This is a genomic window from Paenibacillus sp. Paensp38, from assembly GCF_059491915.1.
Genome location: NZ_CP168516.1, coordinates 1863008 through 1876980 on the forward strand (window position 1 = coordinate 1863008; position 13973 = coordinate 1876980).

Below are 13973 nucleotides of genomic sequence, written 5' to 3' on the forward strand. Positions count from 1 at the left end.
ACATCAGGTCGGTCTCTGTTCGAGAGTTGACATGAAAATAAAGGAGCAAACAATATGGCGAACTCCACTCATGATACACAAACCGAAATGCAGGACAAGGCGGTTCTGGTCAGTCTGATTACGGATGAAGTCAAACGATCTGGCATTAATACGGAATACTCGTTGGATGAGCTGGTGAAACTGGCTGAGACAGCGGGAGTTGAGGTACTGAGCGTCCTGACACAGAATAAGGAAGCCAAGGACTCAAAATGGTTTATTGGTAAAGGAAAAGTAGAGGAATTGCGTGCAGTTGCTGAAGAATTGGGAGCGAATACAGCTATTTTTGATCAGGAGCTCTCGGGGGCCCAAGTACGGAATCTGGAAGAAAGTCTGGATCTCAAAATTATTGACCGTACACAGTTGATTCTGGACATTTTTGCTCAACGTGCAAAAACCCGGGAAGGTATTATTCAGGTTGAACTGGCACAGTTGTCATATTTACTCCCCCGATTGTCTGGACATGGCAAAAACCTCTCGCGTCTTGGCGGCGGAATCGGAACACGTGGTCCTGGTGAAAGCAAGCTGGAGACAGACCGTCGCCATATTCGTGACCGAATCAGTGATCTGAAACGCCAACTGGAGGAAGTGACCCGTCACCGGTATTTGCACAGGGAGCGCAGACAAAAGAGCGGTATTGTTCAGGTTGCACTTGTTGGCTATACCAATGCGGGCAAATCGACGCTGTTGAAGCAACTGACAGCAGCCGATGTATATATTGAGAACCAACTGTTTGCGACGCTGGATCCTACCTCCAGAACAATGGAACTTCCGAGTGGAAAAGAAGTTATTCTTACGGATACGGTCGGTTTTATTCAAAATCTTCCTCATGATTTGGTGGCTTCCTTCCGGGCTACTTTGGAGGAGGCGAATGAGGCACATCTCATTTTGCATGTCGTGGATGCGTCTTCGGATATGCGAGACGAACAGATTAAAGTTGTAGAGACGATCTTACAGCAGCTAGGGGCTGCGGACAAGCCTCAGATCGTATTATTTAACAAAAAAGATGCCTGTACCCCTGAGCAACTCGAAATGCTTCCTTCCGGGGAGGGTTATTTGAAAATCAGCGCTTTTGATGAAGGGGATTTGCTGGGCATTCGTGAACTGATTCAAGAGCATCTGAGTGGTGATACGCTGAGATTTCGCATTCCTGCGGAACGTGGAGATTTAACATCGGTGCTTTATCGAATTGGAGATGTACTACTGACAGAGTATGATGGCAATGATGTCATTTATGAAGTTGAAATTCAAAGAGGCGAGTACGAAAAGTATGGTCATGCGCTCAGCGAGTTCACAGAAGGTTAACATCTAATGATGTTTTTGGGTCAATAAAATGATAATGCTCATCGTTCAAAGTGAACAATAATATAACATGAATAGCCTAAGGCTGCGTAAGAGAGAGGGTCAAGAAAGTAAATGGTAGTTTTTAGTCCAGAAATACAGCAAATTCAGGAAACGGCAGAACATAAAATACAAGAACGTATACAGCACATAGATCATATTGTAGATTCAAATCAGTGGAAGGTAATTCAGGCATTCCAGCGGAAGCAAGTGAGCGATTTCCACTTTGCGGGTTCGACGGGATATGCTTACAATGACCGGGGACGTGAGGTGCTGGAAGAAGTCTATGCGGAAGTGTTCGGTGCGGAGGCAGCGTTGGTGCGTCCGCATTTTGCTTCGGGTACTCATACAATTGCCACTGCTTTATTTGGTGTGCTACGTCCAGGGGATGAACTGTTATACATTACTGGGAGGCCTTATGATACACTGCACAAAGTGATTGGTAAGCCCGGCGACGGAACAGGATCATTGCAGGATTTTGGCGTTACTTATGGGGAAACCGCACTAACAGCGGAAGGTAAAGTGGACTGGGAAGCGGTGGAGTCTGCGATCCATGCCAATACCAAAGTGATCGGTATTCAGCGTTCACGCGGTTATGATTGGAGAGCTTCGTTTAGTGTAGCAGATATTGAAGAAATGACAGCACGTGTGAAGGAAATAAAACCTGACGTCATTGTCTTTGTTGACAATTGCTACGGTGAATTTACCGAGAAGCTGGAACCTACTCAAGTCGGTGTCGATTTGATGGCAGGTTCGTTGATTAAAAATCCCGGTGGTGGCATTGCAGAAACGGGTGGATATATCTGCGGCAAACAAAAGTATGTAGAACTGGCATCCTACCGATTAACTGCACCTGGAATTGGTGGAGAAGTAGGAGCCATGCTAGGTACTACACGAGGCATATTTCAGGGACTATTCCTTGCTCCAACACTGGTTGGGCAAGCGGTTAAAGGGAGCGTATTCGCAGCTGCGGTCTTTGAAGAGATGGGATTTGAGACCAAACCTGCCTGGCATGAAGAGCGTACGGATTTGATTCAGGCTATTTCTTTTAGTGGACCAGAGCATCTAATTGCTTTTGTACAGGGCATTCAGCGTGCGGCTGCCGTGGATAGTCATGTGGTGCCGGAGCCGTGGGATATGCCGGGTTATGAGCATCCAGTTATCATGGCTGCAGGTACGTTCATACAAGGGGGAAGTTTGGAATTATCCGCAGATGCTCCTATTCGTGAGCCTTATATTGGTTACATGCAGGGGGGGTTAACCTACTCTCATGTTAAATTTGGAGTACTTATGGCTCTGCAAACGATGAAAGAACGTAAATTATTGTGAGTTTTTCTAACATGTCATTGACACTTTGCATCAGCTAAATGTACAATAAGGTGTATAATAGATCACTGGAAGGTTGATGACAAATGGGCGACGAAATTCGCAGAAATATGGCCTTATTTCCAATAGGTATTGTCATGAAGCTAACGGACTTGTCAGCGCGTCAGATTCGTTATTATGAACAGCATAACTTGATAGTTCCTGCCCGTACATCGGGAAACCAACGTCTTTTCTCTTTTAATGACGTAGAGCGTCTGCTTGAAATTAAGGCGTTGATCGAGAAAGGTGTTAACATTGCGGGAATTAAACAAGTCATGAATCCGGTTACCAAGGAATCGGAGGAAGCTACGGTTATTACTGCAGATACGGAAGTTAAACGCCGTGAAATGTCTGATACTCAGCTTCACCGCTTGCTGAAACAACAACTTGTTGCAGGCAAAAGACCAGGACAGGTATCCCTGATCCAAGGTGAATTATCACGGTTCTTCAATAAGAGATAATGCTTTGACTTACCTCTTGGTATAAGGTTGCCTTACTTTAAAACCAGGTCTCATCATTTAAGTAATTTATAGAACAACTGATTCGTATATAGTCGTTACAGAAAGGGAGAGGTTAGAGTGAGTTATAGCAGAGAAGATATCCTTCGGATTGCGAAAGAGGAAAATGTTCGTTTTATTCGTTTGCAATTCACAGATTTGCTGGGCACTATTAAAAACGTTGAAATTCCGGTTAGTCAACTGGAAAAGGCATTGGATAATAAAATGATGTTTGACGGATCTTCCATAGAAGGTTATGTGCGTATTGAAGAATCTGATATGTATTTATATCCGGATTTGGACACTTGGGTTGTATTCCCTTGGGTAACCTCGGATCGTGTAGCTCGTTTGATCTGCGATATTTACAAGCCGGATGGAGTCCCATTTGCAGGTGACCCGCGGGGCATTTTGAAACGTGTACTTAAGGAAGCCGAAGAGCTGGGATACACTTCGATGAATGTCGGACCCGAGCCTGAATTCTTCTTGTTCAAAACGGATGAAAAAGGCGAGCCAACTACAGAACTGAATGACCAAGGCGGGTATTTTGACCTGGCTCCGATGGATCTGGGTGAAAACTGCCGTCGTGAAATTGTACTTAAGCTTGAAGAGATGGGCTTCGAAATTGAAGCATCCCATCATGAAGTTGCACCTGGTCAGCATGAGATTGACTTTAAATATGCAGACGCGATTAAAGCTGCGGACCAGATTCAAACGTTCAAGCTCGTTGTTAAGACGATTGCTCGTCAGCATGGTTTGCATGCTACCTTTATGCCAAAACCTTTGTTTGGTGTAAATGGCTCTGGTATGCACTGCAATCAATCGTTGTTTAAGGACAATGAAAACGTATTTTATGATGAAACGGACGAACTCGGATTAAGCCAGACGGCCCGCCACTATATGGCTGGTATTCTGAAACATGCACGTGCAATGGCAGCGATCACGAATCCAACAGTAAATTCCTACAAACGTCTCGTACCTGGTTATGAAGCGCCTTGTTATGTGGCTTGGTCTGCAAGCAATCGCAGTCCAATGATTCGGATTCCCGCGTCTCGTGGTCTGAGCACTCGCGTCGAAGTTCGTAACCCTGATCCGGCAGCGAATCCTTATTTGGCCTTGGCAGTGATGCTGAGAGCTGGTTTGGATGGGATCAAACGTCAGTTGGCTCTGCCAGCTCCGATTGATCGTAACATTTACGTGATGTCTGAAGAAGAGCGGATTGAAGAAGGCATTCCAAGTCTGCCTGCAGACTTGAAAGAAGCTTTGTCTGAACTTATTCGTAGCGAAGTTATCTCTGACGCACTGGGTGACCATGCATTGGCCTACTTCTATGAGCTTAAGGAAATTGAATGGGATATGTACCGAACCCAAGTTCATCAATGGGAACGTGATCAATATCTGACGCTTTACTAAAATGGGAAATCCCTTGGCGCTCTAAGCGTTGAGGGATTTTTGCTTTGGGGGTAGTATATGGATATTATGAAGTTGAATTATAAAGCGCCCCCAAATTGCCCCCAAACTTTTTATTATCGAAATAAATTCTCAGTAAAAGACTCATATTTCCCCATGTTATTCGATTCTATTTTTTTTGAAATATGAGCATAGATGTCTGATGTTACTTGGATGCTACCATGTCCCAAGCGTTCCTGCCATATTTCATATCAGCACCAGCTTCTAAATGCAATACTGCGTGCGTATGTCGAAGAGAATGGATAGGTAAGGGGGGGAGTGCCGTTCGTTTTAATATCCTAGAAAATGAATTGAACAAAGACGATTTCGGGATCGGACTTCCATCTGTACGACACATAATTAGATTAAGATCATGCCTATACATTTCGCCTAAAGTGATCTTGTTTTGATTTTGAACATTTAGGTGGTGTCTTAATGCAGCCAATAAGGTGTTACTTATTTTTAAGGTTCTTTTTGAGTTGAATGTCTTTGTATCACCAAATAAATCATCAGGATTCTCAGGGAGATCGTAATCTAAAGTTTTACTAACGGTTGCCAAGCCATTTTTTAGATCAATGTCTGGCCACTGTAACGTGCCAACTTCTCCTTTTCGCATACCTGTTCTAACATAAACATAAAGAAAAACCAATAAATATATCCGTATTTTTTTGCATTTGCTAGAAATTCAGGAATGTGCTCTGACTCAATAAATTTTACTTTATCTGATTTCTTAATCCCCCTGATAGTCACACCTTCACACGGATTCTTATCCAGTTTACCGAGCGTAACAGCCTTTTCTAGCGCGTCATGCATAGTGGAATGTATGAGTTCTACTATACGTCTGCTATAAACTTTATCCCCTCTACCTTTACTCTTAGAAAGCTTATTTATGAATTTTTGATACATGAGCGGCTTTAATTTTTGTAATGTGATTTTTTTGAAGTGGGGTTTTATGTGCTTTTCAATGTTGTACTCATGAAGATTCAACGTATTATGGAGACGTTCTTTGGTGGAACTTCCCGATTGAAGAACCACCATATTGCGGTACACCATTGGATGCAGACTGGCCGGATTATCATACACATTGGACGCCAATAACCATACCTATAATGGATAGAACGGGGCAAGGACATGCCGGAAGTATTTAAAATGCCGAAGTATCCATGTGCATTCTGTAAAAAGCGAAGGCGACACAGCTTTGTGATTTCATAATTGACCACTACTTCACAACAGCTAAGGATGAAAAAGGACGAATGATCGGTATGCAACATGAAACATGAAACATGAAACATGCAATAACCAAATGTGTACGGAATGCATGGTTATTTATGGCGGGCTTGAATTTTGCCCATGATGCAGCAAGCTTTGGAAATATATACAGGACAACCATGAAAGAAAGCCGGGAAGACTCTATGATACCGTATTTGGGAGGAACAACAATGACAGATAAACAACAACAGTATCCAAAATTGACGTATGAACAGCTTGAGGAATTGCATACAAGAATGGAAGAAAACAGCTATTGGCAATTACAACTGGGCTAAATATGAGGAAGGACGAGCTGACAAAGCAACAGAACGGCATGAGGCTGCTCTCCGAGATCGGGACGCTGTATATAAGAAATTGGAAGAGGCTGAATCCCTTATACAACAAAAGGATGCAGAGATAGCCAGGCTGAAAGCTCGCCTCCAAGATGTTTCTACAGTCTAGAAGAGCAGCGGAATATAAGCGATTCAGTAGAGCGTGACTCATGAATTACGCTTATACCTCTATACTAAGTGTTACTTCAGTTATCTTCTTTGATGATATAGATGCAGTAGATATAAGAAAAACAAAGTGGCTGCTAAACAAATATACTGACTTAATTGATGTAATCAAAAACTATGAACATTCATTAGAGCAAATTGAAAACGGAATGTCGGCTTATGACTTGCTTTCAGCCGAAGGCTCTGTAGCAAAAAGGGTAACAGGTCAAGAACTGACGGCAGACGTGACGGCAAATACTGTTTTGCTCAAGGATCAGCGTCACATAAATTACAGGTTTTATCTCCTCATTACAAACAATATCCGTTTTGCAATCTCTAACATTAGGGATGCGCATGAAAAGCTTGCTGCAAAACTTTTGTTCCTAGATGGGATGAAGTATCTAAAAGCTCAACAGTATATGAGCAGAGAGTATAAAAAAGGGATTCATGGTATATCAGCTACGACATTCGCTGATAAAAGACGTAAGGCCATAGAAAATTTAGCGAAAAGTCTTAAAGTCAACCGAACATTGGATTTTGTGATCATCGACTATGGACGGGGCCGTAATAAGGAAGGAGAAATTGGACTTAGAATGCCAGAAGTAAATTAGACCGTAAGGGCTTAAGCCTTTGCGGTCTTTATTGTTGATGTCTAAAGTCTAGACTGAAAAATAAAGTATTTTCTTAGTGCTTAGGTTAAGATAAGTCCCCTGTTTAAGCACTACATGCTACCCGCGTACGTTCTTTAATAGGTGATTGGAAATGGAATATAAATGAGGAGGACTTAGCCCAAGCGAAGGCGCGCGAGCGTTCTTTTTATTGAACTAACTGACAGGATAGCTCAATCGTTTCTCGAATATTTTCTGAGTTGGATAATTTAATGAACTTTGTGAATATAACGTTATCTGAAAGATACGAAATAATTATTTTTTGAAGGGATGATTAAATTGAAGCAAGGGATATTAGTTTTTCTAAATGGAACTTCAAGTTCTGGAAAGACCTCCATATCGACTGAACTCATAAATCAGAAAGAGATCCTTTTTTATCATTTATCAATTGATGATTTTTTTAATAATTACTATGATTTTATTAATAATAAATTTCCAGATGATCCTCCAAAAGAAATAGATCATCAAGTTGTCTCACAAATCCTTGATGATTCCATATTTTCAGTGTACCATTCGACAATTAAACTGTTATTAGAATTGGGTTTTAATGTAATAGCAGATACCATAATCGACAATGACAAGAGATTTAATGAGTTTCTTGATCAATTTTTCGATCAGCCTACGTTATTTATAGGTGTCATATGCTCGGAAGAAGAACTCATAAAAAGAGAGCAAAAAAGAGGAGATAGACAGATTGGACTAGTAGCTTCACAGTTTAGCAAAATATATTGCTTTGGTGAATATGACCTCGAAGTAAATACTGAAGAGATGAATCCAATAGAATGTGCCGAAAAGATAATAAGTTTTATTAAGTCCAATAAGGAATACTCGATTTTTAAGAAATTAAGTAAAAGAAATGTTAGTGTTTCCTAGATGGCGTATTCACCAGATAACACCATATTCAAACATTGGGCTACGCCCCTCGGTCTGCCCGAGGGATTTAGGGATTAAGCTAACGAGGAACGTTAGTTCAATGGAACAGCGACAGTCTAGGACTTTTTTTCGTCCTTTGCTGTCGCTGTTTCAATTTCTAGGCTCAGTCTACTACTTTATTTTCTTCTGATAGTAAGAACTATGTATATCCGTAGTAGGTACGGAGTAGAAAGGATTTACACTCTATTCAGGAACAAATAAAATCCATTCTAGGAGGCAATAAACATGGCACATAGTTACGCTTACTTGGACAAGGAAAAAATTCTCCATCTCCATCCGTTGGAAGATGAAGCAGTTAAGTATGGCAAGTATATGGGTTCAAATCTGGATTACGACGAAAGTGGCTTCCCGATTATCGGCGGTGAAGGTGTAGTTTACTATGTAGACAAAGACACAGCTTATGTAAACGGAAATGAACATGATGGCAAACAAATTGCTGTACCAAGTGGCCTTAAAACACTAGCTGATCAACTTCTGTAATCGTTAAGATTTAAACGTGGTGGCGGAATAGACGCAAGGCCGTGATACATGCCTCGCCCACATCGAAACTAACTACAACTAATTCGAGACAGCCGTAAAGAGAGTCATAATACCCCATCAATAAGGGCGGCAGTGGCAAGCGCATGACGGAGGGTTAGGGCGCATTCAAAACTAAATCTATGAGAAAGACATTCGGGTACTATTTTTATAACGAAACGAAGGATATAGCGTTACTAATGGATCTGTTCAATCACACTGAACAGAAGGTGACATTACGTTATGTAGGTATCCTTCAGGACACTTTAGACGATGTTTTGAAGGATTTTGAGTTGTAGCAATTCTCTACAATAGGGTAACCGTGAATTCAAAATGGGAAAAGGACAACAAAACAAATAGCACCAAGCAATCTACGTGTTTTATGAGTTACCGAGAATATATAGTATAGTGAATTAGTTTTACATTATTTAGTTTAACAAGTGCTAGTTTTCTAGTAGTTAGAACAACATCACGAATAAATGCAAGTGGAGCGCTAGATTTATTTTTAGGCCTCCGCGTTAAAACCAACTCGAATACTTTGGTGGTGGTGAAAATTAAGTGAGCAGAGAACGAAATCCAAACCGGAAAAAGGCGCTGAAAATGTGGTTGGATAGCGGACGTGAAATGAAACTTAAGGATATAGCGTTAAAGCTGGGTGTGAGCGATTCCAGCATCCGCAAATGGAAGGCACTGGACAAGTGGAGCGAGCTTCCCGAAAAAAGAAAACGCGGGGGCAAACAGGTAATAGGAATGCAAAAGGGAATAAGGGCGGAAGTGGTGGCCCTCCTGGGAACGACAAAGCAGTCACACATGGATTCTTCCGTAAATTTATGCCTCAGAATCCTGAGTTTCTTGAAATCATGGACGCAGTTCAAGAAATGGACCCAGTTGAAATGATCTGGTACAACATAACAACCCAATTCCAAGCCATCGTATGGGCACAACGAATTATGTTTGTTGAGGATAAAGGGGGAAATGATTAAAGAACTTAAAAAAGTCGAATATGAAATACACAATAAAGGCACTAGGAAAGAGAAGAAGCTTGAGCAAGTAGCAATTAAAGAAGAACATGAATTTCAATTTTCATGGGACCGTTATTCCGGGGTTTTATGGCACGCGCAGGCGGCAAGGAACCAGTTAACCAGCGGAAACATGAAACAGCCTGGTCAGAACCCTTGCGCGGTTCAATTCCGCAGCGTGTCTTCTATTTTTCCATCGATGGGAGAGGTATTGTGAAAAAGAGTCCGAAAACAGGAAAATGTATGCTTTGCAATGACCCTAATCCGAACCGGGAGAACACAACAATGGGCGCATCCTTTTGTAATACGTGCTGGGAAACTATGAAGTCCGGTGATGAGGATAAACTGGGTGAGAGAATTGTCTGGGACGAGTGTTTGATGGAAATAAAGTGTTAGACCGTGAAAATATAGTTCTAGACTGGCAGCTGCGGCGTTAAGCCAACGGGCAGGATGGTAGATAAAATATGTTATTATTGGATTGTGCAAAGTTTATTCCGCCTATTCGAAGGGAGATTAGTAGAAATGCAAAGTGCTCAACAGGTGCTAACAAATTATTTTCAAGCATTAGGAAGCAGACAGATTGATAAAGTGATCGAATTGGTTCATGATGAAGCGAAATTTATTATTCTTAAAAAAGAGCCTTCTAATAAAATTCCTTTATACGGCACATTTCATGGAAAAGAAGGTGTTAGAAATTATTTAAACTTATTAGAAGAAGCAGAACAAATAGAGAGTTTTGTCCTTCACAAACTCATCGGTAATAAGGAAGCAGCGTGTGCATGGGGGAATTTCCGCATCAAGGTCAATGTAACCGGGAAAGTGTTCGAGAGTGATTGGGCAATTATTTGCGAAGTAGAACAGGAGAAGATAATGTTTTTTCAAATCTTCGAAGATACTGCCGCACTAGAAGAAGCTTTTGATTTAAGAGACTGTTGATGTTAGTGCACCTACACATCACTATGCTGAGTAATCATACGAAAACGTAGGTTATTGGCCGGTAACATATCGAATTTGGTCAAGTATGCGCTACGCTAACGAAGAACGTTAATAGAATGATAACAGCGGCAGTCTAAGACTAATATCGAGAAAGTGAGCAAAAGCCAGCTTATAATGGTTTAATTGCCCATTTTCCGGTATTGTCTGGTCTTAGTTCTTTGACGGCCATTTTCTAATATCAGTAAAATGGTCTTGTTTGTTACTAAGTACAAATGCTTTTATGCAACAGCGTAGCGTTTTGCATCCCGCTTGCGGGAATAGAACCTATCGCTGTTTCTTTTTTCGGGTTTTAAATAAGCGCCTCGGTTCATTTGGTGCTCTAAATACATAGGCAGATACAAGTCACTCATTTGGGTGGCTTCTTTTATTGCCTTGAAAGGATTTTTGGTTTGAAGAAGAAGCAGAAGAAAGGAATTTTGCTATACATGAAAGGACCACCAAAAAAGCCAAAAAAATGCAAAGGTTGTGTATGGGGGAAGTGGGATGGGGTTAAGCAGTTTTGTTCCCGTACAGCTTGTGTGAAAGAATGAATTAATCCCATCTAAAATATCTTGCCTTACACAACGTTACACTTCTATGCATAGGCTATCAGGAAGTAAAAACTTTCTGAGGAGTGTGACAAAAATGTATTATACCCACGGGGGAATACAGTATTACCCAGCAGGTAGACCGCCACAACAGCATATTATAAATCCAAATCAGGTTAAAAATTACCTAAATCAAGCCGTTGATATGAGGATGAGTAATGGACACCGTCTTTGTAACGTCTTTATTACGTATGTGTCTCCGCAGACAGATAAAACACAACCAGACTATGGAGATATGACTTATGTAAGAATTATTGATGGGAAGTTCGTTTCTTTATCAAATAATACACAAAACATTGACGAGGTCGGACCTGCTGGTTCCTTATGTGGTCATCGACCATCGTGGTAGAATGTTAAGCACCCATTGAGGTGCTTTTTCTTTTGCTCTTATACGCCAATATGTGAGTTGTTCTAGGCACTTTTTCCGTTATCCGGACGAATACCGGAAAGAGTACAGCAAAGAGCAGAGAGAGGGCATACACACGCTCTGACAACCTGTTAGCCTGCTACCCGAATAACGAGAACCAACTCAACTCAAGTAGCCTTTTGAACATTTACACTACCTCTTTCATAGTATATGGCAGTTGATAAAGAGAGGTGGCTACTGATGGAAATACCAATAACAGGTTATGTTGTTCATTCCAGTGATTCCGACTCTAACCATTCGCATAAGCTTTTTATTAATTCGTGGGACGGTAGGCCAGTTAATGTTCACGTACATCCTTTTAATGGGAATACATCACTTGATGTAGGACACTACCACCATTACGCTGGAGTAACAGAACCAGCTCCAAGTGGTGTTCCGCATGTTCATAATTATTATGCAGAAACATCATTTAACGATCAACATACGCATCTAATTAGAGGTACTACAGGACCAGCCATTCACTTGACAGGTGGTGGGCATTACCATCATTTTGAAGGGTATACAACAGTAAACGGTAGAATTCCTCACGCCCATAGGTACAGTGGAAATACCGGAGATGAGAAAGACTACCGATATTAATCAATTTGAAAAACTCATCCCCATACAAATAGTGGGACTGATGGAGTTGGTTATGGCGGCATGTTTACCAGTGTCGGGGTTATTCTCGTACTATTTATACTGCTTATGATACTTGGGGGTTGTAATGCTTAAAGGACTCAGCCACAGGTTACTGAAGATTCGACTTTATGAATACAGTGTAATTGGCCAAACAATTTAAAATCAGTAGTAACAATGACGAGCTACTACTGGCTCGTCTTTTCTTGTTCCAAGGTGCTGACGCTTAGAAAGCACCTTGGATGGGATGGATCGGCTACACTCTTCTAGACAGAAAAATTGTGGTCTAATATAGTAGACTACAGACCAACCTAGAAGGAGCAAACGGATCATGACTAAAAAAGAAAGACGTACCTTTAGCGCTGAATTTAAAGCGTAGATGGTTCAGCTCTATCAAAGTGGCAAAGCACGAAAGGATATCATTCAAGAATATGATTTGAATCCTTCATCGTTGGATAAATGGGTGAAACAGAGTTCCATCTGGATCCTTCAAAGAGAAAGACAACCGGACTCCAGAGGAATTAGAACTGCTCGAACTTCGAAAACAGAACAAGCAACTGCTCATGGAGAATGACATATTAAAGCAAGCCGCGCTGATCATGGGACGAAAGTAAATGTCATTCGCCAGAATAAACATAAATACTCGGTATCAGCAATGTGCGACGTCCTAAAACTCCCGAGAAGCACCTATTATTATGAAGAAAACAAAGTAGAAGTGACATCGGAGGGTGAGCTTCCCTCTCTGATTATGGACATTTTTCAAAGCAGCCGTCAAAACTACGGTACGCGTAAGATCAAAAAAGCGTTACACCAGCAAGGCTTTACAGTATCCAGGCGGAGTATTGGACGAATCATGAAGGAATACGGGTTGGTTTCCTCGTATACGGTTGCTCAGTACAAGCCTCATCCCACGAGATGCAATGAAGCCAAGCAAGCGAATGTACTGTACCGGAAATTTGAACAAGAGCAAACGTTGTCTGTCGTCGTAAGCGATCTGACGTACGTCCGAGTGGGTTCATATTGGAACTACGTATGCTTCTTTGTAGATCTGTTTAACCGCGAGATTATTGGCTACAGTGCAGGCCCTCACAAGGATGCCAAGCTGGTTTGCCGTGCTTTGGCTTCAATTAAGGGCAACCTGAATGACATTCAACTCTTCCATACCGACCGAGGCAATGAATTCAAGAATAAGCTCATCGACGATGCGCTAAAGGCTTTTCAGATTGAGCGTTCTTTGAGCATGAAAGGCTGTCCCTATGACAATGCCGTTGCGGAAGCTACTTTTAAAATTTTCAAAACGGAATTTGTGAAGAAACGTCATTTTGAAAGTCTTGCTGAGCTAACCACAGAATTACATGACTATGTACACTGGTTTAACCATATTAGGATTCACGGTTCTCTGGATTACTTGAGTCCAGCTGAGTTCAAGCAGAGACACCACAAAAAAATTGTCTAGTTTAGTGTTTACAATCCATATGTGTTGGTGTTGGATGCCTTGAAGCCTTAGAAAGAAAACAAGTCATTACACCCGGGTATACTGGTACTTCTAAACCACTCACTCTCGAGAGTGACGAGTCGAGTTTTACATTGTTTTTCCTTATAGGATGGCTAGTTTGATGAATAAATACTATGCGAGAAAAATGATCTTTACTACTTACTACAGCGGCAGGTCGGTCTCAGAAGATTAAGGAAATTCGATTACTGGAAGCTTTGGATGAGAGACAGATTTCTGTTTTGAAAATATGCTAAATGATATTTTAGGAGCATCAGCCAAACAGCAAA

The 13973-nt window shown here is 41.4% G+C and carries 13 protein-coding genes and 1 pseudogene; 12 read left to right on the forward strand and 2 right to left on the reverse strand.

Going from position 1 to position 13973, the window contains the following annotated elements; translation table 11 throughout:
* The first annotated feature begins 54 nt into the window (after positions 1-54).
* From hflX to glnA, 4 genes are all read left to right on the forward strand, one after another.
* The gene (hflX, locus tag ACEN8J_RS08535) at positions 55-1341 is read left to right on the forward strand and encodes a GTPase HflX (RefSeq protein ID WP_495594409.1); all 1287 of its coding nucleotides are present in this window, start codon (positions 55-57) and stop codon (positions 1339-1341) included.
* A 111-nt stretch (positions 1342-1452) separates the two neighbouring features.
* Positions 1453-2706 (forward strand): methionine gamma-lyase family protein, encoded by a 1254-nt coding sequence (locus ACEN8J_RS08540; RefSeq protein ID WP_165146785.1) that lies wholly within the window; start codon positions 1453-1455, stop codon positions 2704-2706.
* Positions 2707-2789: 83 nt separating this feature from the next.
* Positions 2790-3203, forward strand: a complete 414-nt coding sequence (locus tag ACEN8J_RS08545; protein WP_007430683.1) for a MerR family transcriptional regulator — start codon at positions 2790-2792, stop codon at positions 3201-3203.
* A 117-nt stretch (positions 3204-3320) separates the two neighbouring features.
* Positions 3321-4649, forward strand: a complete 1329-nt coding sequence (gene glnA / locus ACEN8J_RS08550; protein ID WP_013310575.1) for a type I glutamate--ammonia ligase — start codon at positions 3321-3323, stop codon at positions 4647-4649.
* Between the two features lie 202 nt (positions 4650-4851).
* Here the strand turns inward: glnA and ACEN8J_RS08555 are convergent, their stop codons facing one another.
* Positions 4852-5301: a tyrosine-type recombinase/integrase gene (locus ACEN8J_RS08555; protein ID WP_318627207.1), complete on the reverse strand. Its 450-nt coding sequence runs from the start codon at positions 5299-5301 to the stop codon at positions 4852-4854.
* A complete protein-coding gene (locus ACEN8J_RS08560; protein ID WP_318627208.1) occupies positions 5253-5723 on the reverse strand; it encodes a tyrosine-type recombinase/integrase in 471 nt (156 codons plus the stop codon). Before ACEN8J_RS08560 ends, ACEN8J_RS08555 begins: the two co-directional genes overlap by 49 nt.
* 712 nt (positions 5724-6435) lie before the next feature.
* Here ACEN8J_RS08560 and ACEN8J_RS08565 point away from each other — a divergent pair.
* From ACEN8J_RS08565 to ACEN8J_RS08600, 8 genes and pseudogenes are all read left to right on the forward strand, one after another.
* Positions 6436-7041, forward strand: a complete 606-nt coding sequence (locus ACEN8J_RS08565) for a hypothetical protein (protein ID WP_069010607.1) — start codon at positions 6436-6438, stop codon at positions 7039-7041.
* Between the two features lie 336 nt (positions 7042-7377).
* Positions 7378-7971, forward strand: a complete 594-nt coding sequence (locus ACEN8J_RS08570) for a chloramphenicol phosphotransferase CPT family protein (RefSeq protein ID WP_449292240.1) — start codon at positions 7378-7380, stop codon at positions 7969-7971.
* Between the two features lie 285 nt (positions 7972-8256).
* Positions 8257-8511: a hypothetical protein gene (locus ACEN8J_RS08575; RefSeq protein ID WP_318627212.1), complete on the forward strand. Its 255-nt coding sequence runs from the start codon at positions 8257-8259 to the stop codon at positions 8509-8511.
* Positions 8512-9105: 594 nt separating this feature from the next.
* Positions 9106-9444 carry a phage terminase small subunit-related protein gene (locus ACEN8J_RS08580; RefSeq protein WP_449291981.1) on the forward strand — a complete coding sequence of 113 codons (339 nt, stop codon included), beginning with the start codon at positions 9106-9108 and terminating at the stop codon, positions 9442-9444.
* 78 nt (positions 9445-9522) lie between these two features.
* A complete protein-coding gene (locus ACEN8J_RS08585) occupies positions 9523-9783 on the forward strand; it encodes a hypothetical protein (RefSeq protein ID WP_340932382.1) in 261 nt (86 codons plus the stop codon).
* Positions 9784-10088: 305 nt separating this feature from the next.
* The gene (locus tag ACEN8J_RS08590) at positions 10089-10502 is read left to right on the forward strand and encodes a nuclear transport factor 2 family protein (protein WP_449291980.1); all 414 of its coding nucleotides are present in this window, start codon (positions 10089-10091) and stop codon (positions 10500-10502) included.
* A 1254-nt stretch (positions 10503-11756) separates the two neighbouring features.
* Positions 11757-12155, forward strand: coding sequence for a YmaF family protein (locus ACEN8J_RS08595; protein ID WP_318627220.1), 399 nt, complete (start codon positions 11757-11759; stop codon positions 12153-12155).
* 415 nt (positions 12156-12570) lie between these two features.
* Positions 12571-13647, forward strand: a pseudogene (locus ACEN8J_RS08600) (IS3 family transposase).
* Positions 13648-13973 lie beyond the last annotated feature (326 nt).

Bases quoted from the DNA above. Each gene is read 5' to 3' on its own strand.
- ACEN8J_RS08595 (WP_318627220.1), top strand. From the start codon at position 11,757: ATGGAAATACCAATAACAGGTTATGTTGTTCATTCCAGTGATTCCGAC.
- ACEN8J_RS08565 (WP_069010607.1), top strand. From the start codon at position 6,436: ATGAATTACGCTTATACCTCTATACTAAGTGTTACTTCAGTTATCTTC.
- ACEN8J_RS08540 (WP_165146785.1), top strand. From the start codon at position 1,453: ATGGTAGTTTTTAGTCCAGAAATACAGCAAATTCAGGAAACGGCAGAA.
- hflX (WP_495594409.1), top strand. From the start codon at position 55: ATGGCGAACTCCACTCATGATACACAAACCGAAATGCAGGACAAGGCG.
- ACEN8J_RS08575 (WP_318627212.1), top strand. From the start codon at position 8,257: ATGGCACATAGTTACGCTTACTTGGACAAGGAAAAAATTCTCCATCTC.
- ACEN8J_RS08560 (WP_318627208.1), bottom strand. From the start codon at position 5,723: ATGGTGGTTCTTCAATCGGGAAGTTCCACCAAAGAACGTCTCCATAAT.
- ACEN8J_RS08585 (WP_340932382.1), top strand. From the start codon at position 9,523: ATGATTAAAGAACTTAAAAAAGTCGAATATGAAATACACAATAAAGGC.
- ACEN8J_RS08590 (WP_449291980.1), top strand. From the start codon at position 10,089: ATGCAAAGTGCTCAACAGGTGCTAACAAATTATTTTCAAGCATTAGGA.
- ACEN8J_RS08545 (WP_007430683.1), top strand. From the start codon at position 2,790: ATGGGCGACGAAATTCGCAGAAATATGGCCTTATTTCCAATAGGTATT.
- ACEN8J_RS08555 (WP_318627207.1), bottom strand. From the start codon at position 5,301: ATGCGAAAAGGAGAAGTTGGCACGTTACAGTGGCCAGACATTGATCTA.